Origin of the sequence: Onishia taeanensis, from assembly GCF_003268885.1 — a bacterium.
Taxonomy (GTDB): Bacteria; Pseudomonadota; Gammaproteobacteria; order Pseudomonadales; family Halomonadaceae; genus Onishia; species Onishia taeanensis_A.
The window spans coordinates 83,041-105,463 of sequence record NZ_QLSX01000001.1; the positions used below are offsets into that span (position 1 = coordinate 83,041).

General features: G+C 54.5%; 22 protein-coding genes and 1 tRNA gene. 11 read left to right on the plus strand and 12 right to left on the minus strand.

The annotated features are described in order from the left end of the window. Window positions 1–40: 40 nt before the first annotated feature. The gene (locus tag BCL93_RS17060; protein ID WP_146742451.1) at window positions 41–1,468 is read right to left on the minus strand and encodes a hypothetical protein; all 1,428 of its coding nucleotides are present in this window, start codon (window positions 1,466–1,468) and stop codon (window positions 41–43) included. 386 nt (window positions 1,469–1,854) lie between these two features. On the opposite strand from BCL93_RS17060, the gene BCL93_RS00440 reads away from it, so the two are divergent. After that, a complete protein-coding gene (locus tag BCL93_RS00440) occupies window positions 1,855–2,865 on the plus strand; it encodes an IS30 family transposase (RefSeq protein ID WP_112053151.1) in 1,011 nt (336 codons plus the stop codon). A 62-nt stretch (window positions 2,866–2,927) separates the two neighbouring features. Here BCL93_RS00440 and BCL93_RS00445 read toward each other — a convergent pair whose 3' ends face one another. Then, window positions 2,928–3,569, minus strand: a complete 642-nt coding sequence (locus tag BCL93_RS00445; RefSeq protein ID WP_258395863.1) for a ComF family protein — start codon at window positions 3,567–3,569, stop codon at window positions 2,928–2,930. A gap of 256 nt (window positions 3,570–3,825) precedes the next feature. Here BCL93_RS00445 and bioB point away from each other — a divergent pair, with 256 nt between their 5' ends. From bioB to BCL93_RS00475, 6 genes are all read left to right on the plus strand, one after another. Continuing rightward, window positions 3,826–4,917: a biotin synthase BioB gene (gene bioB / locus BCL93_RS00450; RefSeq protein WP_112053152.1), complete on the plus strand. Its 1,092-nt coding sequence runs from the start codon at window positions 3,826–3,828 to the stop codon at window positions 4,915–4,917. Next, on the plus strand, window positions 4,883–6,073 hold the full coding sequence (gene bioF / locus BCL93_RS00455) for an 8-amino-7-oxononanoate synthase (RefSeq protein WP_112053153.1): 1,191 nt from the start codon (window positions 4,883–4,885) through the stop codon (window positions 6,071–6,073). The genes bioB and bioF overlap by 35 nt, the downstream gene beginning before the upstream one ends. Beyond that, window positions 6,070–6,843, plus strand: coding sequence for an alpha/beta fold hydrolase (locus BCL93_RS00460; RefSeq protein WP_112053154.1), 774 nt, complete (start codon window positions 6,070–6,072; stop codon window positions 6,841–6,843). The genes bioF and BCL93_RS00460 overlap by 4 nt, the downstream gene beginning before the upstream one ends. Before the next feature lie 2 nt (window positions 6,844–6,845). After that, a complete protein-coding gene (locus tag BCL93_RS00465) occupies window positions 6,846–7,664 on the plus strand; it encodes a methyltransferase domain-containing protein (RefSeq protein ID WP_258395924.1) in 819 nt (272 codons plus the stop codon). A gap of 25 nt (window positions 7,665–7,689) precedes the next feature. Next, complete coding sequence (gene bioD, locus BCL93_RS00470) at window positions 7,690–8,379, plus strand: dethiobiotin synthase (protein ID WP_112053155.1); 690 nt, start codon at window positions 7,690–7,692, stop codon at window positions 8,377–8,379. A 35-nt stretch (window positions 8,380–8,414) separates the two neighbouring features. Continuing rightward, window positions 8,415–8,499 (plus strand) — tRNA-Leu (locus BCL93_RS00475). A gap of 380 nt (window positions 8,500–8,879) precedes the next feature. On the opposite strand, the gene BCL93_RS00480 is transcribed toward BCL93_RS00475, so the two are convergent. Then, entirely contained in the window at window positions 8,880–9,428 is a 549-nt protein-coding gene (locus BCL93_RS00480; protein WP_112053156.1) for a hypothetical protein, read from the minus strand. A gap of 400 nt (window positions 9,429–9,828) precedes the next feature. On the opposite strand from BCL93_RS00480, the gene BCL93_RS00485 reads away from it, so the two are divergent. Then, window positions 9,829–10,269: a LexA family protein gene (locus BCL93_RS00485; protein ID WP_112053157.1), complete on the plus strand. Its 441-nt coding sequence runs from the start codon at window positions 9,829–9,831 to the stop codon at window positions 10,267–10,269. Window positions 10,270–10,569: 300 nt separating this feature from the next. Here the strand turns inward: BCL93_RS00485 and BCL93_RS00495 are convergent, their stop codons facing one another. The 3 genes from BCL93_RS00495 to BCL93_RS17070 are packed head-to-tail and all read right to left on the minus strand — an operon-like array spanning window position 10,570 to window position 12,288. Continuing rightward, the gene (locus BCL93_RS00495; protein ID WP_112053159.1) at window positions 10,570–10,905 is read right to left on the minus strand and encodes a phage minor head protein; all 336 of its coding nucleotides are present in this window, start codon (window positions 10,903–10,905) and stop codon (window positions 10,570–10,572) included. Window positions 10,906–10,925: 20 nt separating this feature from the next. Beyond that, window positions 10,926–11,600: a hypothetical protein gene (locus BCL93_RS17065; protein ID WP_146742452.1), complete on the minus strand. Its 675-nt coding sequence runs from the start codon at window positions 11,598–11,600 to the stop codon at window positions 10,926–10,928. A 28-nt stretch (window positions 11,601–11,628) separates the two neighbouring features. Then, window positions 11,629–12,288, minus strand: a complete 660-nt coding sequence (locus BCL93_RS17070) for a hypothetical protein (RefSeq protein ID WP_146742453.1) — start codon at window positions 12,286–12,288, stop codon at window positions 11,629–11,631. Window positions 12,289–12,953: 665 nt separating this feature from the next. Between BCL93_RS17070 and BCL93_RS00500 the strand changes: the two genes are divergently transcribed. After that, on the plus strand, window positions 12,954–13,388 hold the full coding sequence (locus BCL93_RS00500; RefSeq protein WP_112053160.1) for a LexA family protein: 435 nt from the start codon (window positions 12,954–12,956) through the stop codon (window positions 13,386–13,388). Then, the gene (locus tag BCL93_RS00505) at window positions 13,385–14,662 is read left to right on the plus strand and encodes a Y-family DNA polymerase (RefSeq protein WP_112053161.1); all 1,278 of its coding nucleotides are present in this window, start codon (window positions 13,385–13,387) and stop codon (window positions 14,660–14,662) included. The genes BCL93_RS00500 and BCL93_RS00505 overlap by 4 nt, the downstream gene beginning before the upstream one ends. A gap of 240 nt (window positions 14,663–14,902) precedes the next feature. On the opposite strand, the gene BCL93_RS00510 is transcribed toward BCL93_RS00505, so the two are convergent. Genes BCL93_RS00510 through BCL93_RS00525 form a run of 4 tightly spaced genes read right to left on the minus strand, consistent with a single transcriptional unit; the run spans window position 14,903 to window position 18,833 of the window. Further along, on the minus strand, window positions 14,903–16,204 hold the full coding sequence (locus BCL93_RS00510; RefSeq protein ID WP_112053162.1) for an ISL3 family transposase: 1,302 nt from the start codon (window positions 16,202–16,204) through the stop codon (window positions 14,903–14,905). Window positions 16,205–16,255: 51 nt separating this feature from the next. Continuing rightward, complete coding sequence (locus tag BCL93_RS00515) at window positions 16,256–17,443, minus strand: MFS transporter (RefSeq protein ID WP_112053163.1); 1,188 nt, start codon at window positions 17,441–17,443, stop codon at window positions 16,256–16,258. Window positions 17,444–17,472: 29 nt separating this feature from the next. Then, entirely contained in the window at window positions 17,473–17,853 is a 381-nt protein-coding gene (locus tag BCL93_RS00520; protein WP_112053164.1) for a carboxymuconolactone decarboxylase family protein, read from the minus strand. Further along, complete coding sequence (locus BCL93_RS00525) at window positions 17,850–18,833, minus strand: aldo/keto reductase (protein ID WP_112053165.1); 984 nt, start codon at window positions 18,831–18,833, stop codon at window positions 17,850–17,852. Before BCL93_RS00525 ends, BCL93_RS00520 begins: the two co-directional genes overlap by 4 nt. Window positions 18,834–18,879: 46 nt before the next feature. On the opposite strand from BCL93_RS00525, the gene BCL93_RS00530 reads away from it, so the two are divergent. Beyond that, complete coding sequence (locus BCL93_RS00530) at window positions 18,880–19,824, plus strand: LysR family transcriptional regulator (protein WP_112053166.1); 945 nt, start codon at window positions 18,880–18,882, stop codon at window positions 19,822–19,824. Window positions 19,825–19,988: 164 nt separating this feature from the next. Here BCL93_RS00530 and BCL93_RS00535 read toward each other — a convergent pair whose 3' ends face one another. Then, the gene (locus BCL93_RS00535) at window positions 19,989–20,363 is read right to left on the minus strand and encodes a hypothetical protein (protein ID WP_112053167.1); all 375 of its coding nucleotides are present in this window, start codon (window positions 20,361–20,363) and stop codon (window positions 19,989–19,991) included. After that, on the minus strand, window positions 20,356–22,422 hold the full coding sequence (locus tag BCL93_RS17400) for a TerB family tellurite resistance protein (protein ID WP_258395864.1): 2,067 nt from the start codon (window positions 22,420–22,422) through the stop codon (window positions 20,356–20,358). The genes BCL93_RS00535 and BCL93_RS17400 overlap by 8 nt, the downstream gene beginning before the upstream one ends. Between the last annotated feature and the right edge of the window lies 1 nt (window position 22,423).

Below are 22,423 nucleotides of genomic sequence, written 5' to 3' on the forward strand. Positions count from 1 at the left end.
CGCCACAATGAAACTAACTCGAAAACCAAATTGCTATTTTTCAATCTCCCAAATGATATCGGTGAGAAATTTCAAATCCCTCAGCAGGGACACACTCAAAGGAGACTTCTTCACCCTTCACAGCACATTCCAAATCATCTAATGGCTTAAGATATATAGAATATAGATATATGTGCTTATCAGGTAAAAACACCTCTTTCCCAAAAATTTTTACGACACCACCCTCTTCTGAAATCCTCAAATCAGAAGACCTTTCAAGATTCATCTTTTCCTTGAACTCAAGTCCATCACATTCTAGCACCAAACTAAATTTAGCATTATTTTTTACCTCCTCCTCACTAAAGACCATTTCCCCTTTAAAAGTCTTTGCGATCTCATCAACCTCAATAGCCTCTTCCGCCGTATAGTAAAAACCAGTTCGGAATTCCAAATCAAGACCCAAGTTCTCAGCGATAACTCTAGCATTATCTACATATAACAAAATACCATAGATATCCATCATCTCGGGCCATTCACTCAAGCTTTTAGTACAAGCTTTGAATGCAGACTCGCCATAGACCTCTAACGACGAATGGAATTCGCAACCTGCCACAAGACTTTCAAACAATGATTTTATTTTATTGAAATGCGGGAGTCGCTTAATGTCTCCACCATACCATTCAGGAAAGTTAACTGAGATATTAAAGCTTGAACTTTCATCTTCTCTCATTATTGAGCGGGTGTAATTTATTGAAAACAAGCCAGAACAAGCCGACCCTTCGAACCTCATAGCTTTTGTGCCTAAAAACACAAACCCATGAACATCATCAAACTGGTTGATAACGTTGTTTTGCGGATTTACTGTCCATATTTTTTGTATTGCTTCAAGCCCTGGCTTCTTTATCTCTAAATGACTAGCCTCTTTTATTGAGCCACCTGGAAAGTCCATACCTTTAATATCGAAAGATTCTGCTGGCAACTTAGCATCATGCCCTTCTTCAAACATTTTCCTTAGAATTTCTACACCTTCCTCACCCTTTACCTCAAAATCAAAAGATACATCTTCCTTAGCACGATACTCAAAAACGGTCTGCCCGTTTTTAAAATGAGTAACAACTTCGAACCTAGGGTCTGTTTCTTCAATAACTTTGGCTGTGGCTTTATGAACATTGGATATTGCAGTTGGCAAAAACTTTTTTGGATGCCCAGTCAAAGCCATTGACATTAGATTTACTGCATCTTCTTCAGAAGGAAGCCTCTTCCCCTGCTCCTTGATTGCTGTTTCCTCAGCCTTTCTCTTCCACTTCTTTAGCAATTCAGATGTATATCGTTCTTCATCCCGATCAATAATTATGGAGCAGTTGGAACAGAGCCAGATAGCATTGGATATCGCTCCCCTCTGAGTTGATGACATAGAAACATCATAGCGGGGGCCACCGGGTGAAGCCGCATGAATATGTGCTGCAATCCCAATGTTATTGACTTTCAATTCAGTTTCCCCTGGAGCCGCAGTCGGAGCACGACAGTCAGGGTTTGAACAACGTTGAGCGACCCTTTGGCTCAACTTGGCGATATCCCCTTTCTTGAAATTGTCCCGAGCCATATACCTTTCTCCAGCGAACTTAAGCTCATTCTACTTGATGCAAGGCAGGCTCAACAGAAGTTCCATACATAGCTGTAAGTTGCTGATATAAAAAAGATAAATAGAAAAACACTGAGTTGCACCTTTGGTAGCAGACATCACATCGTCGAGCTGTACCACTCCTGATTGGCAAATAGACGGGCATGCTAGCAGATATCGCCTCTGTAGCCTGACTAAGCACGGCGGTCTCAATGACCAAGTGCAACACGTGACCCATTAGGTACGGTGTTGCCATGAACCACTGCTATCGCCATCTTTCTGCTGAAGACCGGGCCGCCATCATGATGATGAGAGCGACTCACTCGATCCGAGCTATCGCCCATCATCTGGGCCGTGCACCGAGTACCGTGTCGCGAGAAATCGCTCGCCACTCCATTAATGGCTACGATGCCAGCCTCGCAGGCTACCGGGCTCGCCTGACACGCCATCGGCCCCGTCGGCGTCCCAAGCTGCACCCCGACGGGGAGTTGTTTGAAGTCGTAGTCCATCTGCTGCGCAAGTACTGGTCACCGCAACAGATAGCCCGCACACTGAACTGCATGTCTCCCAACGATTCACGTCGACAGGTCTCGCACGAGGCCATCTACAACGCGCTCTATGTGATGCCCCGCGGTAGCCTCAAAAAGGAACTCATCGCCTGCCTGCGACAAGGCAACGGCAAACGCCGGCCACGAAGTCGTGGCACGGATCGACGCAACCAGATTCCCGATCTGGTCAGCATCCACGCGCGACCGCCTGAGGTCGAAGATCGTTTGATGCCTGGCCACTGGGAAGGCGATCTCATCATCGGCGCCAACAATCGCTCTGCCGTCGGTACGCTGGTGGAACGCACCACGCGATTGGTGATTCTGGCGAAAGTGGATGGCACCACCGCCACCGCAGCGGCCGTTGGCTTCAGCGACAAGCTAAACGAGGTGCCGCGATCGCTGCGCTTGTCCATGACCTACGATCAAGGCAGAGAGATGGTGAAACATGCCGAGATCACCCAGAAGACCGGCACGGCGATCTACTTCGCTGACCCGCATAGCCCCTGGCAGCGAGGCTCGAACGAGAACACTAACGGGCTGTTGCGGCAGTATCTGCCAAAGGGCACGAATCTCTCCGTCTACAGCCAGGAAGAGCTCGACGAGATCGCCGACTCACTGAACACACGGCCTCGCCAGACACTGGACTGGCGAACCCCACTGGAAGTCTACGCCGAGGTGCTCAAGAAATCCGTCGGCGGTCCGAGCACCCTTCAATAGCGTTGCGCTTGGAACTTGAGACCGCCCACCCTGAATTCAAACATTAAGCACAGCACCCGAGATCAGCGCCTGGGGGTGCGCGCCACCGCCCAGGCCTCGATGCGCTGAGCACCCGCCGCCCGGCAGGCCTTCGCCAGGGCATCGAAAGTGGCACCGGTGGTCATCACATCGTCGAGCAGTACCACATGCGCAGGCAACGGCCGCTCGATCATGAAGGCATTACGCAGGTTGGCGCGACGCGCCTTGCGCGGCAGGCCGCGCTGGGTCGGCGTCATGCGTACCCGCTGCGCCGTCATGCAAGGCACCCCCAACCGACGGGCGAGCCGTCGCCCCAGCCAATCGGCCTGATCGAACCCGCGCTCCCTTGCACGCCGCGGATGCAGCGGCACCGGGATCACCGCGTCTGGCCGCCGACCAAAAGCCGATGACACCGTGCTTTCTGCAGTCCCGCCTTCCGAACCCTTTTCAAGACGCTCTTCATGACGCTCTTCAGCACCCTCTTCACGCCTCTCCGTCAGACCCGCCTCGATAAGCGACAGCAAGAGTGTACCCGCCCGCGGCGAAGCCGAAAACTTGAACGCCTGCACCAGGCGCATGACCTCTTGCTCATAGCGCAGCGGCACCCAAGCACTATCGAAGGCGGGGGTCTGGGTCAGACAGGCACCGCAGCGAATGGCGCCATCGAGCCGACGACTGCCCGACATCAATGTTTCAGCCATCGGTTCGGCACAGCCCACGCAGGCGAGCTGATTCCAGGGCAACGTCGCGGCGCAGGCATTGCACCAATGCGCCCCGGGAGGCGTTTCACCGAGACAGAAAGCGCAATGACCCGGCAGGGCAAACCGCAGCCAACGGTCAACCACCGAAAGCCATTCGGTTGACAGTAAAGTTGAAGCCCCTATCATCACCGTTAACTCCAAGCGAAATAAAAGTTAACCAGACATTGCGAGTGCCTCTGATATGACCTTAGCCAGCCCCGCCGCCATTCGCCATGACTGGCATCTCGACGAGATCGAGGCACTGTTCGCCCTGCCCTTCAATGACCTGCTCTTCAAGGCCCAGCAGGTCCACCGCCAGCACTTCGATGCCAATGCCGTACAGGTGTCGACTCTTTTGTCGATCAAGACCGGCGCCTGCCCGGAAGACTGCAAGTACTGCCCGCAGTCCGGCCACTACAACACCGGCCTTGGCAAGGAGAAGCTGCTCGAAATCGAGAAAGTGGTCGCGCAGGCGCGCGACGCCAAGGCCGCCGGCGCCAGCCGCTTCTGCATGGGGGCCGCCTGGCGCAGCCCGCGCCAGAAAGATCTGGACGTGGTGCTGGAGATGGTCCGCCAGGTCAAATCGCTGGGACTTGAGACCTGCATGACGCTTGGCATGCTCGACGATGACCAGGCGCAGCAGCTCTCCACCGCCGGGTTGGATTATTACAACCACAACCTGGATACCTCACCGGAGTACTACGGCGAGATCATCACCACACGCCGCTATGACGAGCGCCTCGAGACCCTGGCCAGCGTGCGCGATGCCGGCATGAAGATCTGCTCCGGCGGCATTCTCGGCATGGGCGAGGCGCCTCGCGACCGTGCCTCGATGCTCAGGCAGCTGGCCAGCCTGTCCCCGCACCCGGAATCGGTGCCCATCAACATGCTGGTCAAGGTCAAGGGCACCCCGCTCGAGAATGTCGATGACCTGGACCCCATTGATTTCGTGCGCGCCATCGCCGTAGCGCGCATCATGATGCCCAAGAGTCATGTGCGCCTGTCCGCCGGACGCGAGCTAATGAATGAGTCGACGCAGGCCCTGGCCTTTATCGCCGGCGCAAACTCGATATTCTATGGTGACAAGCTACTGACGACCGAAAACCCCGACGTTCTGCGTGACCGGACTCTGTTCGACAAGCTTGGCTTACACCCCGAGGAAAACCGGATATGTCAGGACGAAACCGAGCAGGAAGCAGCCCTGGATGCCTCACTGCGCCGCCAGGCCATGGAACGCAAGGCCCCCCAGGAGCTCTTCTATGATGCCACCGCCGAGACCGACAACATCGCCTGACGTGCTAAAGAGCCGCCTCGAAGCGCGACTGGCCCGCCAGCGCAAGCAGGATCTGTGGCGAGAACGCCTGAGCATGTCGCCGAACCCGCGGGCTCCGCTGCGCGACTTCGCAAGCAATGACTACCTGGGCTTGGCTCGCGACCCTCGGGTCGCCGAAGCCCTGGCAGCAGGCGCCCGTCGTGAGGGCGCCGGCGCCGGCGCTTCCCACCTGGTCAATGGCCACTTCCTAGTACACCAGGCCCTGGAGGAACGTCTGGCCGAGCTCACCGGACGGCCAAGGGCGCTGCTTTTCTCCACGGGCTACATGGCCAATCTCGGCGTGCTTCAGACTCTGTGTGATGGCGAGACACGAGTGTTCCAGGACCGGCTGAATCACGCCTCACTGCTCGATGGAGCCCGACTGGCCCAATCACCTTCACGGCGCTTTCACCATCGAGATCTTAACGATCTCGAGCGTCTCCTGAGGCGGGCACCGCGAGAACCCGCCAAGCTGGTGGTCAGCGATGGCGTTTTCAGCATGGACGGCGACACGGCCGACGTGGAAGGCCTCGCCGCCACCTGCCAGCGCCAGGGGGCCTGGCTGATGATCGACGATGCCCACGGCATCGGCGTATTGGGCGAGCAAGGTGACGGCCTGGTAGGGCAGCGTTTCTCTACCCAGCAGGTACCTGTGCTGGTCGGCACACTGGGCAAGGCCTTCGGCAGCTGTGGCGCCTTCGTGGCAGGTGACGATGTGCTGATCGACGCCCTGACACAGTTCGCCAGGCCCTATATCTACACCACGGCCCAGCCTCCAGGCATGGCTCATGCAACGCTGCGCGCGCTGGATATCAGCGAGCAGGAACCCGATCGCAGAGAAAGGCTGCATGCCCATATCCAGCATTTCCGCCAGGCAGCCGAAGCCCTCGGGCTACCGCTGATGGACTCCGCAACGCCCATTCAGCCCATTCTGCTGGGCGACAATCAGCGCGTCATGCGCTGGAGCCTGGGCCTGCGCGAGGCCGGCTTCATGGTAGGTGCGATTCGCCACCCGACCGTGCCCCGCGGCACGGCACGCCTTAGAGTCGTGCTCAACGCCCTACACGAGTCGGACGACATCAAGGCGTTGCTCAACGTGCTCGCCGAACTCAAGTTCCGAGAGGCCAAGGCATCGTGACGCGGCTCGTTCTGCTATCCGGCTGGGGCATAGACGCCCGCATTTGGCAGCCACTGGTCGCCTCACTGCCCGCCGATATCAACGTTACAACGCCGGACTGGCCCGGCTACGGTATTCGCCAAGATGCCGGCACGCCCAAGGACCTGGCGACATTGGCAAAGACCATGGCTGATGATCTTCCCCAGGACGCCCTTTGGGTCGGCTGGTCGCTGGGCGGCCTGCTGGCGACGTCACTGCTGAAGCATTTGCCGGCACCACAGGCGCTGGTGTTACTGGGCATGCGCGAGCGTTTCACGACCCTGGATGAGGCGCGAGGTGGTGTGACGCCAGCCGCCCTGGCGGCCTTCCACGACGCCTTCCAACAGGACGCGTTGGCCACCTGGCGCCACTTCCTGCGCTGGCAGCTAAGCGGTGAGCCACGGCCGCGCCATGCTCATCGCCAACTGCAAGCACTGATTGGCAATGCCCCCCCCGCCACGCCTGCCAGTCTTGCCGCTGGCCTCGACTGGCTAGAAAGACTCGACAATACCGAGATCTGTGCCTCTTCCCCCTGCCCGATACTCACCGTGACGGGCGAGCGGGACCCGCTGACCGCAACCGCCACCCCCGCCTCGGCGCATCATGTGGCTCGGCCAATCGACCAGGCCGGCCACTGTCCGCAGCTCTCACAGCCGGAGATCCTTGCCGGCCGACTGGCCGCACTGGCACACGAGCATGCAGCAAGGGCACATGAGGACACCGATCCACTGCCTCGCAGGGAGCATGCGTGAACCTGGCAACGACCCTCTCGAATCCATTAACGGCCGCAACACCGGCATCAACCGCCAACGACTGGCGTCGGCGCGTCGCCCATGCCTTCAGCCGTGCCTCCCCCCGCTATGGCGAGCTGGCCACGGCACAGCAGGCCATGGGACAAGCCCTCTGGCAGCGGCTTCCCGACACGGCGACACAGGTTCTTGACCTGGGCTGCGGCCCCGGCCACTGGACGGCCCGCCTGGCCCAGCGCTATTCGGCGACAGGCCTGCCTGCCCAGGTGTTCGGGCTCGACCTGGCCCCAGGCATGCTGGAAAGAGCCCGGGCCGAGCATGGCGACAGGCTTGGCTGGCTATGCGGTGACGCCGCCCATCTACCGCTAGCCGACCGAAGTCTGGACCTGGTGTTCTCCAACCTGGCCATCCAGTGGTGTCCGGACCTTAACGCCGTGCTGGCAGAGCTTCAGCGAGTGCTGCGACCCGGCGGACGAGCGCTGATCAACACCCTCGGCCCCGGCACCCTCACCGAAGTCGGCTGGGCCTGGTCGCGACCCGGCGCCCTGCTCAGCTTCACGCCCACCTCGGCACTTGAGCAATCGGCCTACCGAGTCGGCTTCGATAACGTGGTTCTCGAGCAGGTCGAGGAGCGCTTTCATTACGCCGACCTTGCGGCGGTGATGGCCTCGATCAAGGGCGTAGGGGCACAGCTATCACGCCCTGCCAGCGCCCTGACCCGGCGTGACGTCGCCCGTGCCAAGGAGCGCTTCGAGCAAATACGCGACAGCCAGGGCCTGCCGGTCAGCTATCAACGCCTGACACTTGAGCTCATCAAGACCTGACGACCCGAAGATTTACGGATATTGCATGGCGACCTATTTCATCACCGGAACCGACACCGATGCCGGCAAGACGCTGGTCACCGCAGGGCTGCTAGCCTTGGCGCGACGTCAAGGCCTGACAACCCTGGGCCTCAAGCCCGTGGCCTCGGGGTGCCACCTGTACACCGAAGGCTTACGCAATGATGATGCCCTGGCCCTGCAGGCCCGCAGTCATCCTGAGGTCGACTACGCCACCATCAACCCCTTTGCTTATGCCCCCGCCATTGCACCGCACCTGGCGGCCCGCCAGGCGGGCGACACGCTGCATTTGGCGACGCTGACAGAGGCCATGGCGGAAGCTCTGGCCCTCAAGCGCGACCTGACGCTGATCGAGGGCGCAGGCGGCTGGCGAGTACCGCTCAACGACAACGAGGACCTGAGCGACCTGGCCGGAGCCCTGCAGCTACCGGTGATTCTCGTCGTCGGAATGCAGCTTGGTTGCATTAACCACGCACGACTCACTGCCGAAGCGATTAGGGCTCAGGGCCTGCGGCTTGCGGGCTGGGTCGCCAATAGCATCACCACCGACTTCGACGAAGCCGATGACAATCTGGCGAGCCTCGCTCACCACTTGTCAGCTCCCTGCCTGGGCCGTGTCCCTCATCTCACCGATGGCCCGAACGACACACTGCCCGAACAGGCCGGCAGGCACTTGAAACTTCCGGATTTACCTTGACTTAGCGGCTGTCATCTCTAGAATATTGCAGCGTTGCGGATGTGGTGGAATTGGTAGACACGCTAGATTTAGGTTCTAGTGCCTTAGCGCGTGGGAGTTCGAGTCTCCCCATCCGCACCACCTACCTGTTGATAGCAAGTGTATAGCAAGACCCTCCCCCTCAGCTTACTGCCTCGACGGCCCATATCGGGTCTGTTTCAAGCATCGTACAGGCAGCTATCCGGTCAGCTTTTCCGATCGTCTGATTCGCTCCTCATACATCGGTCCCATCGATGCCTTGGCCATTGTTGTCACGCCCAGCCTCATGGCGCATGGCGCATGGCGTGCCGCTAGCTTTGACGCTAACGACCTTCTCCAGAGCCGGCCCGCGCGTTATCCAACCCCCGATGACCCACCCGAAACATGATCATCAAGGGTATGCAAAGCCGCTCATCAGGGAGACCCTGAGTGCTTGGGGCGCACAGCACAGAGCAGCCTGGTCATGGAATCACTTCTGATCCTCAGAAGTTGATACCCATGCCGAAGGTATAGGCCCAGGCGCCATTGTCGTAGTTTTGTTCGGCACTATCGCCGCTATCGAACAAGAACTGGTACTCGGCTCTGCCCTGGATGAAGGTGGTAGACAGCAGATAGTACTTGAGGCCAGTTTCCAGGCCGGCGATGCCGGTGTCTTTCACGCCGTCACCATAAATAGCGCCGAGTGAGGCGCCAACAAAGGGACGCGCCGCGCCTTGGCCGAAGTGGTAATCGGCAAAGCCGCGAGTACTGCCATTCCAGAAATTGTCAGAGAACCCCTCGCCGGCCACGTCAGCAAAATTGACGCTCTGACGAATACCCGCCAGCGTGCTACCGGTCAGATACCAGCCGTAGTCGCCGGAAATACCAAAGCTGCTGCTGTCGAAGTCCTTGTTGCTACTACCGGTACCGGAGAGGGAGAATTCCCTGTCACCCACCTTGGGGCCTACCTCTTGTTGGGCCATGACCGAGGACGCAAACAGAAGAGACGCACCGACCAGCACGGGCAGAGAAGACTTTATTAACATATCCATGATAATACCTCTTATTAATATTAGCATTTAATCAAGTCTGTCGTACTCTGGCGGGCTTGAGTATCCAAGTTCCTTGTCATCCGCACCATGCTGCCGACAACGGCCACCGTTTTTGCTGTCTATTCTTGTTTGCCGATTTCTGCCAGAGAGCCTTACGGCCACTACCCAGTGTAGAAGGCGCCGCCCTTTTGCGAGGAATGATTTTGCCCAGCCATTGACCAAGCGCAACATCTGCCCTACCAGGTACCGTATGGCCATGACGCATTGCTCCCTCGGCCTCGCCGTGGCGGGCTTCGGTCACCTCTTCATGGTGCAGGGCGGCATATTAGTGTTTGCCTAAACCAGCTCTCATGCCGAATACTGTATAGATAAACAGTCTTCGACAAGAGGCCAGCCAGCCATGCGAGCTTCCGAGATCTTCCAGGCACACCCGACGCCACCCGCCCAAGGGCTGCCGCACCCGCAAACCGCCATTCGTGCGGGCATTTCAGGGTTCCCCTCACCGGCCGAGGACTACGTGGGCCGCACGCTGGACCTCAACCAGCGACTGGTGAAGCGCCCCTCGGCGACCTTCTTCATGACCGTGACCGGCGACAGCATGGAAGGCTTCGGCATCCAGGATGGCGATACCCTGGTGGTCGATCGCTCGGTAGATGCCAAGCCAGGCCATATCCTGGTGGCGCTGGTGGATGGCGAGGTGATCGTCAAACGCTACGAGCTGCTCGGCAAGCGGCCCTACCTGTGCTCCGGCAACGATCGCTATGCGCCGATCCCAGTTTCTGACCTGGACTGCCAGGTGTGGGGCGTGGTGCGCTCGGTGATCCACGAGTTCCCCGTATGACACAACCGATGATCGGCCTAGTGGACTGCAACAACTTCTATGTGAGCTGCGAGCGGGTCTTTCAGCCGCGCCTGGAAGGCGTACCCGTGGGAATAATGTCCATTAATGGACCTGTATTTTTCAAGAAATGGACTTTATTTTTTACATTATTTTCAATAACTTATATTTTCATAACCAGCCCATTTTCTCTTCCTTGAAATGGACCACAATGACTCGCTAGTCCATTTTTTAGCTTGAGTATCGGGACGCCACTGAGGACAATGCCCGCTTTCGTCTCAAAGCTCCAAGTAGGCAGTGGATCTACGCGATTATCGGGCTTATTGTGCACCTGCATACATTCTTGTGTTTGCTGCATATAAACTCACCTGGGTGATTATTCATCCCTCTTATATTAAATTCCTTACCGTTATTATTTTTGCATTCTCCACACACTTTTTCATCATTTGATGACACCCAAGTATAATATGTTACACCGGAATTTATCATTCTTTCTCTTTTTTCTAAGGATGCTTTTATTCTAATAACATCTTCTTCCCCTGCTCCGTTTTCTTTTGCCTGATTAATCACATACTCTTTGTTGATAGAGCTTGATTCCAAAGGAGTCTTTTTAAATATCTTTGTAATTAAACTAAACATGATCAGCAATCCTTTAATCTCTAATATTCAATCAAAGCAAATTCATTATTACTTAAATTTATTTTGATCTCTGGGTTTTTATACATTAAGTCTTGCAGACCTTCAGCACATACTATTTCATAAGGCTTGGTTTCTAATGTTTCACATTGCCCGAAAGCAAATCTATATTCTCTCTGGTAAGAATAATTTATGTGCTTGCAAAAATTACCCCACTTCTTCTTTTCATTTGTATACATAACTTCTCCGACCCGCATCTCTTTTTCACTTACTCTTTTCAATCGAGAAACTAGCTTGTGCATATCATCAATAGTTATGTACACATAATATCTCCCAAAAAAATATTTCATTTTTTCGATATCTTTTTTTAGGAGCAATAGTTCATCCTCACTTTCAGGAGCCTTAAGAGACATCCAGCAGCTAAGCCATGAGTCTTTCTGGGGTAGGTTGTATGTTGTTAATGAATTAATATTTTCCGTATTAAATTCAATTCCATTTACAGCAAAGTGAGGTGAGCTATCTTTCCGATTTCGCCTATAAGAATAGTAACAACTTTCGAATTTGTCTGAAACTCCTTCACTGCCACTTATTCTATATAACTCTGGTGGCTGGCAGTGGAAAAGCCCCGATATCATCTTGTCTAAAAAATCTTCATTTCTAAAGAATTTTATTACCCCTAAGAATTGCCCTGGCGCCATTTTCATTCCTTATTTTATTAAGCTTGACCTAATATCTAGGTGCGCAAAGATCGCTATTATTTAACACCTCATCTCCAATTGTCATTAATAGTTTTGAATGGCTTCCCCCGGAACCCCCGTTAGTTTCTATTATTATAACCGAAGGTTCCTTGCCTTCAGAAGAAATCAAATAAACATCGTTTTCTCTAAAGGTTTCTGAACTACATATGACTTCAGTTTCTAAGTTTTCATTTTCTCTAAGTGAGTCTATTATATCAAAGGAGCACATCTCAAAGAGGCTACCAAAACACTTGCTGACCCCTGGTCCTCCAGGTGCTAAAAAAGCATAATTTGCGCCAAATTTAGGTACCCCAGTGGAGATATAGGATATGCTCCACCCTAGCTCTCGTTTATTTCGTTTTAGTACTGTACTTTTTTCGCCAAGAATATTTATTCTTAAAAAACCATGCCTTACAGTAGTCTCTCCGTCACTGTCGTATCCATCTGTTGTCCAGGCGATGTCGCTATTGGACATATGCGACCAGGGTATAGTGGTTGCTCCGTCCTCTTGCATTAGATCATAAATAATATCACTGATTTCATATGATCCTTTACCCTCTAAGAGACCAGGTTCAACTTCTGCGAATGTTAAGCTGCTAACAAGCATCAAGAAAACTGATGAAGACATAACTTTTATTAGATTGGCCATTTTTCCCTCAGTATAAAAACGTCTATGCTTTGTGTAATGATAACTTTTATTTATATAGGGTGTCGATAAATGAACTCCGTTAATAACCAGGTCGTTTTCCTTACGCGTTGTGCCTTGCCCCCTGGGCACCCTGCTGTGGGCTGATTTTGAGCACAGAATGCGCATATTCCTTCTATATAAGGAAAGGGCCGTTTCTCGTTCCCTTTATGGAGACTGAGATGACAAACCTACGCGATACATCTCATGAACGGCTACTGGGGAGCGTCGTCAAGCATGAGGCTCCGCTGGAGTCGGCTGCAGTGCCAATACCAATTAGAACAGTCCTCATTTCTACCGATCAAAAATGTCCGTTCTGTGCAGTTCAATCATTCACGGCATCGGTGTTGAGCGTCTCGCTGACATCTGCGGCAGTGGCTTGCTCTGTAACTACTATAAGGTGCGGTGATGCCTCAAACTAGGCGATGTCAATCAGCCGCCGTCAGTGCACGGCACCCGCAAGCCTAACGCTATGTGGTACTAGCGAGTATGTCCCCTGAACCGCACAGTCAAAGAGACAGCTCCTGCTGTCAACAGCAATCTAGCCATTGATTGGGCAACTTTTTAAGCTTGCAGCATGCGTCTGTAGCTTAGATACTGTATATATATACAACACAGGAGCCCATGGCATGTTATTGACCCCAGACATTACCGCCGCCGCTGGCAGCAAGACCCAGCCTCTGCTGGGCTGCTGCGTAAGAGCGGGCTTCCCCAGTCCCGCCGATGATCACCTCGATACCGACATCAACCTGCACTCTTATGTGGTCAAGCGACCAGCGGCGACCTTCTTCGTACGCGCCGAGGGTGACTCAATGCACGGCGACGGGATCTACCACGGTGACTTACTGGTGGTCGACCGCAGCCTAGAGGCGTGCCCAGGCCGTGTGCTAATCATCGCTCTAGATGGCGAACTGACCGTTAAGCGCCTGGAGCGAGTGGGCCAGCAGTACTATCTGGTCGCAGCCAACCCGAGCTACCGGCCGATTCCGCTGGCTGGCCGCGAGACTCATGTCTGGGGTGTGGTCACTCACGTCATTCACGCGTTGCCAGGCGCACCAACTTGATCGCCCTGGTAGACTGCAACAACTTCTACGTCAGTTGCGAACGAGTGTTCGACCCGCGGCTCGAAGGGCGCCAAGTTGGTGTTCTTTCCAACAACGACAGCTGTATCGTCGCCCGCAGCAGCGAGCTAAAAAGCCAAGGCGTCGAAATGGGTGCGGCCATGCACCTGCTTCCACCACATGTCCGTCACCAGGCTGTGCTGCTGTCCAGCAACTACGCGCTATACGGCGACATGAGTCGGCGTGTAACGCAGATACTTGGCGAGTTTTCGCCGCATATCGAAGTCTACTCCATCGACGAGAGCTTCGTCGGTTTCCAGGGCTTCGATCCGTCTACGCTTGAAGAGCATAGTCATCAGTTGCGCCGAACAGTTCTCAAGTGGACCGGCATCCCGGTGTCGGTGGGCATCGCGCAGACCCGTGTTCTCGCCAAGGTTGCCAACCGAGCAGCCAAGATGAATCCAGCCTATGAGGGCGTTTGCATGTTGGACGCTGACAACGGACATACCACGCGGTCGCTGCTTCAAAATTTGCCCGTGACAGAGCTATGGGGCGTAGCCAGACGCACCGGCGAGCGCTTGGCAGTGATGGGCATCGAGACTGCCTGGCAGTTGCGTGAGGCTGATCCCAAGCGGATTCGTCGAGCTTTCTCAGTAGTATTAGAGCGAATCGTCTGGGAACTGCGAGGCCAGCCCGCCATTACGCTCGATGACATGGCGGCGCCGAAGCGGCAGATCATGGTCTCACGCTCATTCGGGCGTCTGACTAGCGATCCCACCGATCTGCGCGAAGCCGTTCGGCAGCACGCCGCCAGAGCCGGGGAAAAGCTGCGTCGCCAGGGCAGCGTGGCCAAAGCGGTGATGGTGTTCGTACGTACCAACCCCTTCCAGCCAAGCCAGCCACAGTATCGCAACAGCGCCGTGGTGCCCTTGGCGCAGCCCTGCAACGACACCCGCGATATTGCCCAGGCCGCAGCACGCGGGCTTGATATCGTATTCCTGGAAGGGTACCGCTACCAAAAAGTTGGCGTGATGCTTCTCGATATCTCGGACGAGGCTAACCGCCAGCTATCGTTGGGGGAGACCACACAGAGTGAGGGCGAGCGTAAACGACGTCAGAATTTGATGGCCACAGTCGACATACTTAACCGTGAGCTGGGGAGAGACAAGGTTAGACTAGGCTTACCTAGACAAGAAAATTCCTGGAGACTAAAGTGTGAAAAGAGATCGCCGAGGTACACGACGCGATGGGAGGAGCTGGTAGTAGTAAAATCGTGATGCCCAATATATGTCTAGTATATCAAATATGCTTTGCATGCAAGAAGACTAGGGGTCGGGGGTGTCAGTCAAACGAAACACAAGCTGCACTTACATAGGATCTATAGGCCTAATAGTTCTTGGCATTTTGTGCTGGTTGTGATCACTCAGCAAAATAAGCGCTCTTTATAATGCGCTTTATACATAATTTCGGGTATCCGGATTAACTGGTTGAAGGGGCCCTCAAGCCCTTCCAAACCCTTAATCCTCCCAGAAGGTTGATAGATCGACGCCGAAATTCTTCTCTGGCTCGGGGAGCCCCATGCTGTAGGTCATAGTGGCCTTGCCTAGGAACGGGGATTCCTTGGTCTGCGGCGACTTCTTCTTGTGCTTGGTGGTGTAGAGCATCCGGGCCCGCATCACCTCGAACGAATAACCCCGGCCATCGCGGTTCTTATCCTTGGCCAGCCGGTTGATCGACTCCGTGAAGGCGTTGGTGATCGGGATGTCAGTCTCGAAGTAGGTCAGTATCTCCTCACGCCAGCCGCTGACGGCGCTGACGAGATCTTTCCAGACCTCCTTCTGCCCCTGCGGGATATCGTCAATCCAGCGAGCCAGCGCCTTCTCGACATCACGACGAGTGGTGCAGTCCCAGATGTGGTAGAACCGCTCCTTGTGTTCGTAGGCCGCAAGGAGCCGAGGGAAGGCCCCTGTCCATGTCTCCATGATGAGCCGCTCGCGATCTGAAACGTCGTGAGCACGCTTCAGCAGGATCTTCCGGTCACCCTTGAGAGTTCGGCGCTGGTTGGCTGTCAGCTCCTTCCTGAGGCCCTTGCGGACCTTATCCAGCGCCTCGTTGGCCATGCGAACGACGTGGAACTTATCGACAACGATGCGTGCCTCGGGCAACACCGCTTGGACAGCTCGTCGGTAGGGCTTCCACATATCCATGCTGACGATTTCCACCTTGTGGCGTTCGGTCATGTTCATGAGGCGCCTTGTCACCGCGTCCTGTTGGCGGCCAGGCAGCAAATCCAGCAAGGTCCGCTCTTCTAGGTTGGTCAGGATGCAACGATAGCGGCGGTTCAAGTACAGCTCATCGATTCCTAGGCAGCGCGGCGTCTCAAAGCGATGCCGGGCTGCGAGTAACTCGGCGCGTTTCCGGAAGATGTTGCGGATAGTCTTCTCGTCGAGCCCCGTTGTGTCGGCGACGTAGGCGTAAGGGTGGTTGAAGGCCTCCTTCTCAACGTGGCTGTAAAGCCTCCGTGTCATGCGGTGGTCATCGACCATTTCAGGGGGCCCAGGCCGGAATGTCCTCCCGCACGCACGGCATGTATAGCGGCGGCGGACCACCCAAAGGGTGACCCGCTTTCCGTGGAGAGGAAGATCGCGGTACGCGACGTCGCGCTTGCCAAACCTGACAAATTCACCCTCTACGCCGCACTCCTCACAGGCTATAGGGTGAGGAGCTTCAATCTTGAAGTGGAGATCGTGCTCCTCTACCTTCGTTCCTAGGATGTGGTATTCCGGAAGATGGAGGATATTGTCTGGCAGACCGGTCACATAGTCTCCTCTTTTGTCCAGCTTGTCGAAGAAGGAAAGAGCGTGACCAGCCTATTCTGCAGATTCGGGAACTGTAGCCGGAGAAGCTAGCAGCACGATAGCGAGCGTCCCCATTGCTGTTGCCGTGGCCGCGATCAAAAAGATCTTTGAGAGACCGGCCAACGTAAGGACAGAGGCCCCCAATATTGCGCCAAGTCCGATCGCGCCGTTGAAAATCGCCACGTAGATTGCAGAGGCCGGCAGCGCGTCAGCGCCCGCTTCCTTGAGGATCCAAGTCTGGAACCCCACCAGAACAGCGGCGATTGCACCACCCCAAAGGATCAGCATTAGCGTCGTGCCCGGCAGCCCGAGCACATCTGCCAACGTGGACAGCAGCCACAACGCCACCGAGGCCAGGCAGAGCGCGACCAGTAGAACAGATTTGAGCCTGCGGTCGATCAGGCTGCCGGTCACGACGTTGGCTGCCAGCCCAGCTCCACCAAACGCAAAGAGCAGCGGGGCGATCGCTGATGGCGTTATGCCGCTTTGCGCACCAAGGTAGGGCTCAATATAGGTGAAAGCCATGAAATGAGCGGTAATCGCAAGCACCGTTGCAGCAAAGATGCGCAGGAACCGCGGGTTCGACAGAACGCGGCCCATTGCGGCGACACCGACACCTTCGCTCCCTGGCAGTTTCGGCAAGGTGATAAAGCACACCGCCGCGACGGCGAAGGACAGTGCGGCGACGCAGGCAAAGGCACCACGCCAGCCCTCGACGGTACCGATCAGGTTGGCCAGCGGTACACCCAGCACGCTGGCAGCCGAGACGCCCCCGAATATGATCGAAGTGGCCAGGCCAACGCGGTGGGGCGGCACGAGCTGTGCGCCAACAGTACCGATCATTGCCCAGAAGGCGCCATGAGAAAGCGCACCGATCACCCGCGCGCCCATCAGCGCGGGAAAGGTCTCTGCCATGGCGGCAACGCCGCTGGATAGAGCCAGGATCAACATCAGGGCAACCAGAAGCGGTCGACGCGGCATGCGGGACAGCACGACAGCCGAAAACAGCGCTGCAGCCACAGCGATCCAGGCATAGAGAGTCACAATCAGCCCGGCCTGTGAGGTGGGCGTCCCGAGATCGCTCCCGATGCCAGAGAGCAACCCGATCGGCGCAAGCTCGGTGGTAACGATGGTAAAACTGCCGACGCCAAGCGCCGTTACGGCAACCCAGTCGCGCCAGGTCGTAGTTTGAGCAGACATGTCAGAACCCTTTCTCCTTGCCCGCCGGATCAGCGGGGCGTGAAGGCGGATTTGGCCGCCGTAATGGCATTCATCGCTGCGGGAATGCCCGCGTAGACCGCTACCTGCAGGACAACCTCGACGATCTCCTCGCGGGTGACTCCGGTGTTCAGTGCCGCGCGCATGTGAAACTCGAGCTGGCCCGGCGCCGTGCCCATTGCCGCCAGCATGGCGATGGTCAGCATCTCGCGGGTCTTCAGTGGCATCCCATCGCGTGCGACCACGTCGGTGAACGAGAAACCCAGCAGTATCTCGGTCGCTTCGGGGTGAAAATCATCGAGATTTTTCGCCACACGTCCAGGCGCACCGGGCTCGAGCCGTTCAAGCAGCGCCAATGCCAGCGCGCGGCGATCGGAGGCTGTGGTACTCATGCGTTCACCCCCTTCATGCCCTCTGGAGTGTAGCGTTCGCCCATAACCGGCAGGCATGCGGTCTCCGTTTCGAGCTGCTGCTGTTCCTCCAAGCTAAGCGTGATCTGCGTCGCCGCCGCATTCTCCTCAAGGTAGCGCAGTTGCTTTGTGCCAGGGATCGGCACAATGTCGAGCCCCTTGGACAAGAGCCAGGCCAGCGAAAGCTGTGCCGGGCTACAGCCCTTCTGCGCGGCAATCTCGGCGATCACGTCGGCGATCCGGCGGTTGGTACGAATTGCTCCTTCTGCGAAACGCGGTAGGTTGGTGCGGAAGTCACCATCGTTGAACTCAGTCGTGTCCTGAAACCGGCCGGTCAAGAACCCGCGGCCGAGCGGCGAATAGGGCACGAAACCGATTCCCAACTCGCGGCAGGTCGGTAGCACTTCGTGCTCTACATCGCGGGCCCATAGCGAATATTCGGTCTGCACCGCTGTGATCGGGTGTACTGCATGGGCCCGGCGCAGCGTTTCAGCGCTGACCTCGCATAGACCGATGCGGGCAATCTTGCCGGCCTTGACCAACCGCGCGAGCCCGTCGATCGTCTCTTCGATTAGCTCTTCGGAATTGATGCGATGGACGTAGTAAAGGTCGATTTGCTCCACGCCGAGCCGGCGCAGCGAGGCCTCACAGGCCTTGCGCGCATAGCCAGCACTGTTGTCCAAGCTGCGCTTGTATTCGCCGGGATTACGATCGATGCCGAATTTGGTCGCGATACGAACCTGCGGCTTGTTGCGGTCCAGAAAGCGACCGATCAGCTCTTCGTTATGATGCGGCCCGTACATGTCCGCCGTGTCGAAAAAGTCGATACCAAGCTCGACGGCCCGCGCAAGTACATGCAGCGATTCACTGTCATCGCGGGGGCCGTAGAACTCGCTCATCCCCATGCAGCCCAATCCAATGGTGGAGACCGAGAGGTCGGTGCCAAGCGTTCGTTTTTCCATTTGTGCCTCCTTGAATACTCGGACTGCAGCGTGACAGAATCCGTAAATGGAAAAAATTAACGATTCAGTCAAACAGGTTTCCGGTTTTGAAAAACAGATGCCGCGAGGTTGGATCTGGGACGACACCCGCACCTTTCTGGCCGTGGCCCGCCACGGCACGCTGAGTGGCGCGGCGTTGGAGCTCAACCTGGGTATCGCGACGCTCTCGCGGCGAATCGAACGGCTCGAGGCCGCACTGGAGCTACCGCTCTTCGTACGCCAGCAATCGGGCTACCAACTGACTGAGGAGGGCGCCGACCTGGTCGAGAAGGCCGAAGCGCTGGAAGCTGCTGCGGTGGCTTTCTCCTCGGGCGCCTCCGTTCAAGCGCAGATGACCGGCACAGTTCGCCTGGCCACGGCCGAGAATCTGGCTACCGGGCTTATACTGCCGGCGCTTCCGGAATTTCGCGCGCAATACCCCGAGCTGTCAGTTGAAATCGTGACTGATATCTCGACCGCTAACCTACATCGCCGAGATGCCGATCTTGCGGTACGGATGGTCAAGCCCGAACGGGGTAATGTCACGCTGCGCCGTCTCGGCACCTTGGGATACGGGCTTTACAGCAGCCCTGGCTACGCGGCACAGCGCGAGACCAATCCCGATCTGGGTGGCTATGACATGGATGCCTTCATCACCTGGAGCGAGGTGCAATCGCACCTACCCGCCGCGCAATGGATCGAGCGAATCCTACGCGGGCGCCAGCCGGCGCTGGCCACCACCTCGCTTGCAGCACAGGTGGCGGCAGCCAAGGCAGGGCTCGGTCTTGCGGTGCTACCGCACTTTGTCGCCCTGGATGCTGGGCTGGTATGCGTCACCTCGGACATCGGCATCGATCAGCCAATCTACATCGTAATCCAATCCGACCTGGCGCGATCGCGCCGCACGCGTGCAGTGGCTGACTTTCTTGTCGATCTGGTGAGCCGCAACCGCACTCGCCTAAGTGGTTGTTGAAACACAGGCTATGCTCAAATTTTTCGTCGAAAAGGGATTTCAATAACCCCCCTCTGCCTTGTGATCAACCAACTAATCCGCTGAGGGTACTGTTTGTCTCATACTGTGATCATTAGAAAATCAACCACTTAATCCGGATACCCATAATTTCTTAACGGATCTTGCTAGCGAATCTTTTCCACCTTTCCCTTCAAGAGCAAAGCTCTCTCTTCTTTTAACTCATGATTTTCATGAAGCAGAGATATCTCCCTTTGAAGAGCCTCTTCCCAGAGGCTTTTATACTTTTTGGCCAACATCTTCGCCTCTCTTAACTCCTGGGCGCTTGACGTATCAGGCACTTTGCTTTTCCTCTTTGCTTGATTGATTTCATCAATAAGCGCTGAGTAAATAACCCTAGATTTTTTGATAGTGCCCTTTTTTCTACCCGCTTCAAGGGCTACTGAATCATTCGTGATTTTTGATCCTTTCGCAACACGGATGGGCTTATTCCTTTTAAGGCGATCAAGAGCAGCAAAGTATTCTGACAAAACTTCATCCATTTTCTGTCTCCCTGGATTCGACCTTTGAGTACATAGACTTAAGAATTTTCAACTCAGAAACTTCGGTTCTATATTCAACTGAGTCTTTATTAAGCTTTTCCAAAAATCTTTCTTGAGCACCTATAACTCTCCTGAGTTTAGACCCTTTGAGAATTGCCTTATCACAGCCAATGCATGCTGTAAGCGACCTAAGAGCCTTTCTATCGCAAGAATTCACAGCGATACAACCGCCCAATACGGTTTCTTGGTAGGCGATTTCTCCATTCTTAAACCTGCGCTCGATTACTTTCCTCTCTTCGGCCAGGATGTGACCATCTGCTCTAGCCGTAACCAAAGCCCCAGCAGCACCAAATAAGCGCTCATCTGAAAGAAGAACATCTGAAAGATAGGCAAGTGACTGAGCAATAGGCTGAGCGATTTGGTACTCCTTTATAAAGTGATCTTTAACTTCACTGAGCATATTTTTGGCGAAAGAACTTCCTTGAGAATAATATAAAGACATATCATTCGTTATATGCTTTAACTGCCTCCTTAAGGATGGAAGTGACACCATTCCAGAACAGGAAGCATAAAGTGCCAAAGAGCGCCTAAACTGATGACTCTTCAAAGGCCAGATACTACCAATGGAAAACTCACTTTCTTCTCTCCATGAGCGAAATGGGTCAATAGATTCAAGCTCAGATACGTCATTCTCAGTGATCTCGACATGAAGATAGGAAGCCCTTTTATATTCATTCGCGGACATCACCTGGGGTACCAAAACACCATCCTCTGGAAGAGGGATAAAATTAGTTCCTACGCCTGTATAGCCAGGAGTGATAAACAAGGGAGTTTCCAACATTTTTTTAGGCACTACATTTATAAACCTATAAACAAAATTTGCTAATTTTTGGGCAAGTCTTACCGCTCTGGCACCAGCATCGTTGGTTACCCATTTAGCATTTTTTTCTCCAAACTTTGTCGTTAATCCTTCGATCAGATAGAATCTATTCCTATTTCTAACTTGCACGTCTAGGCAATCGAATGGCAGGAATCGTGCTTCTTCATGACGCATTCCCGTAAAAATTTGGATAATGGTTTTGCAAAGGTACTGAATTTTCATAATTCCTGTTGCTAAACCATGAGGGCTTCGGCTGAATTCTATTTTTTCAAATAGTTCATCGAGTTCTTTTTCCTCGATTAAATCGTCCAAAGTTTTGTAAAGTCGAGCATCGACATAGGGTTTTCCAGCCTCTATCGCATGCTTGAGAAAACGATCATGCTGAACGAACATCTTGCCTTCTTTGCGGGCCTTGGTTTTTTGAGCATTATGTGTCAAACCCGTATAAGAATTGTCTTCATGTTTTTCTATAAGCCATATAAGATCATCCATCTTTGGCTCAATAATATCGAGAAAGCTACAACTATTCCGAATAATTTTTGAATAGATGCGCGAGGGGATAGGTGGGGTCTGACGGAGGCTTTTTCTGTATTCATACAAACTCGACAAAAAATCTGTTAATTTATTAACAGTACATATTTCAAACCCTAAAGCTTGAGGTCCCACTTTGAACAATGACTGGATAAGATTCTTTAAAGCAAAAAGAGTATCGCCTGAGACGGGTTGCCCTCTATCACCTTCAGCCATCTTTCCTAGAAGCTCATAACTTGATAACAACTGCTCTACACTAACATTCTGCTTATAGGCGAACTCGCCAATAAGTTTAAGAGCGGAGCTTATCTTGGTAATGCTTTTGGTAGAGTGTGCTTTTCTAGGGTGAAACCATATCAAGCAGAAGATAAGTCTCTTCAGAGAATCCAGTATCTCTCTATTTCTGAAATCAATGTCTCCGGATATCCAATAACCAAAATACAAAGCTGTTGGCCTATATTTAATGTCGTAGGCTCTAAAATCCCAGCAGTCGTCTTCAAATACTGATACTGGATTACCGGACCTATCGCGAGAGATAACGAACGAGGGTGTGGGATAATCCCCCAACCGGCCAATGAAATCATCCGGAGGCGTAATACCAACAGGAACAGTAATTTTCGACTGCCAAACCGTATTATTAACACTCAAA

What these genes read in the sequence shown, in the direction of transcription:
- BCL93_RS00520 (WP_112053164.1), bottom strand. Translation starts at nt 17,853, where the DNA reads ATGAGTACCACAGCCTCCGATCGCCGCGCGCTGGCATTGGCGCTGCTT.
- BCL93_RS00500 (WP_112053160.1), top strand. Translation starts at nt 12,954, where the DNA reads ATGTTATTGACCCCAGACATTACCGCCGCCGCTGGCAGCAAGACCCAG.
- BCL93_RS00495 (WP_112053159.1), bottom strand. Translation starts at nt 10,905, where the DNA reads ATGTTTAGTTTAATTACAAAGATATTTAAAAAGACTCCTTTGGAATCA.
- BCL93_RS17065 (WP_146742452.1), bottom strand. Translation starts at nt 11,600, where the DNA reads ATGGCGCCAGGGCAATTCTTAGGGGTAATAAAATTCTTTAGAAATGAA.
- BCL93_RS00440 (WP_112053151.1), top strand. Translation starts at nt 1,855, where the DNA reads ATGAACCACTGCTATCGCCATCTTTCTGCTGAAGACCGGGCCGCCATC.
- BCL93_RS00485 (WP_112053157.1), top strand. Translation starts at nt 9,829, where the DNA reads ATGCGAGCTTCCGAGATCTTCCAGGCACACCCGACGCCACCCGCCCAA.
- BCL93_RS00525 (WP_112053165.1), bottom strand. Translation starts at nt 18,833, where the DNA reads ATGGAAAAACGAACGCTTGGCACCGACCTCTCGGTCTCCACCATTGGA.
- BCL93_RS00530 (WP_112053166.1), top strand. Translation starts at nt 18,880, where the DNA reads ATGGAAAAAATTAACGATTCAGTCAAACAGGTTTCCGGTTTTGAAAAA.
- BCL93_RS00445 (WP_258395863.1), bottom strand. Translation starts at nt 3,569, where the DNA reads ATGTCGGGCAGTCGTCGGCTCGATGGCGCCATTCGCTGCGGTGCCTGT.
- BCL93_RS00535 (WP_112053167.1), bottom strand. Translation starts at nt 20,363, where the DNA reads ATGGATGAAGTTTTGTCAGAATACTTTGCTGCTCTTGATCGCCTTAAA.
- bioD (WP_112053155.1), top strand. Translation starts at nt 7,690, where the DNA reads ATGGCGACCTATTTCATCACCGGAACCGACACCGATGCCGGCAAGACG.
- bioB (WP_112053152.1), top strand. Translation starts at nt 3,826, where the DNA reads ATGACCTTAGCCAGCCCCGCCGCCATTCGCCATGACTGGCATCTCGAC.
- bioF (WP_112053153.1), top strand. Translation starts at nt 4,883, where the DNA reads ATGATGCCACCGCCGAGACCGACAACATCGCCTGACGTGCTAAAGAGC.
- BCL93_RS00515 (WP_112053163.1), bottom strand. Translation starts at nt 17,443, where the DNA reads ATGTCTGCTCAAACTACGACCTGGCGCGACTGGGTTGCCGTAACGGCG.
- BCL93_RS17070 (WP_146742453.1), bottom strand. Translation starts at nt 12,288, where the DNA reads ATGGCCAATCTAATAAAAGTTATGTCTTCATCAGTTTTCTTGATGCTT.
- BCL93_RS00480 (WP_112053156.1), bottom strand. Translation starts at nt 9,428, where the DNA reads ATGGATATGTTAATAAAGTCTTCTCTGCCCGTGCTGGTCGGTGCGTCT.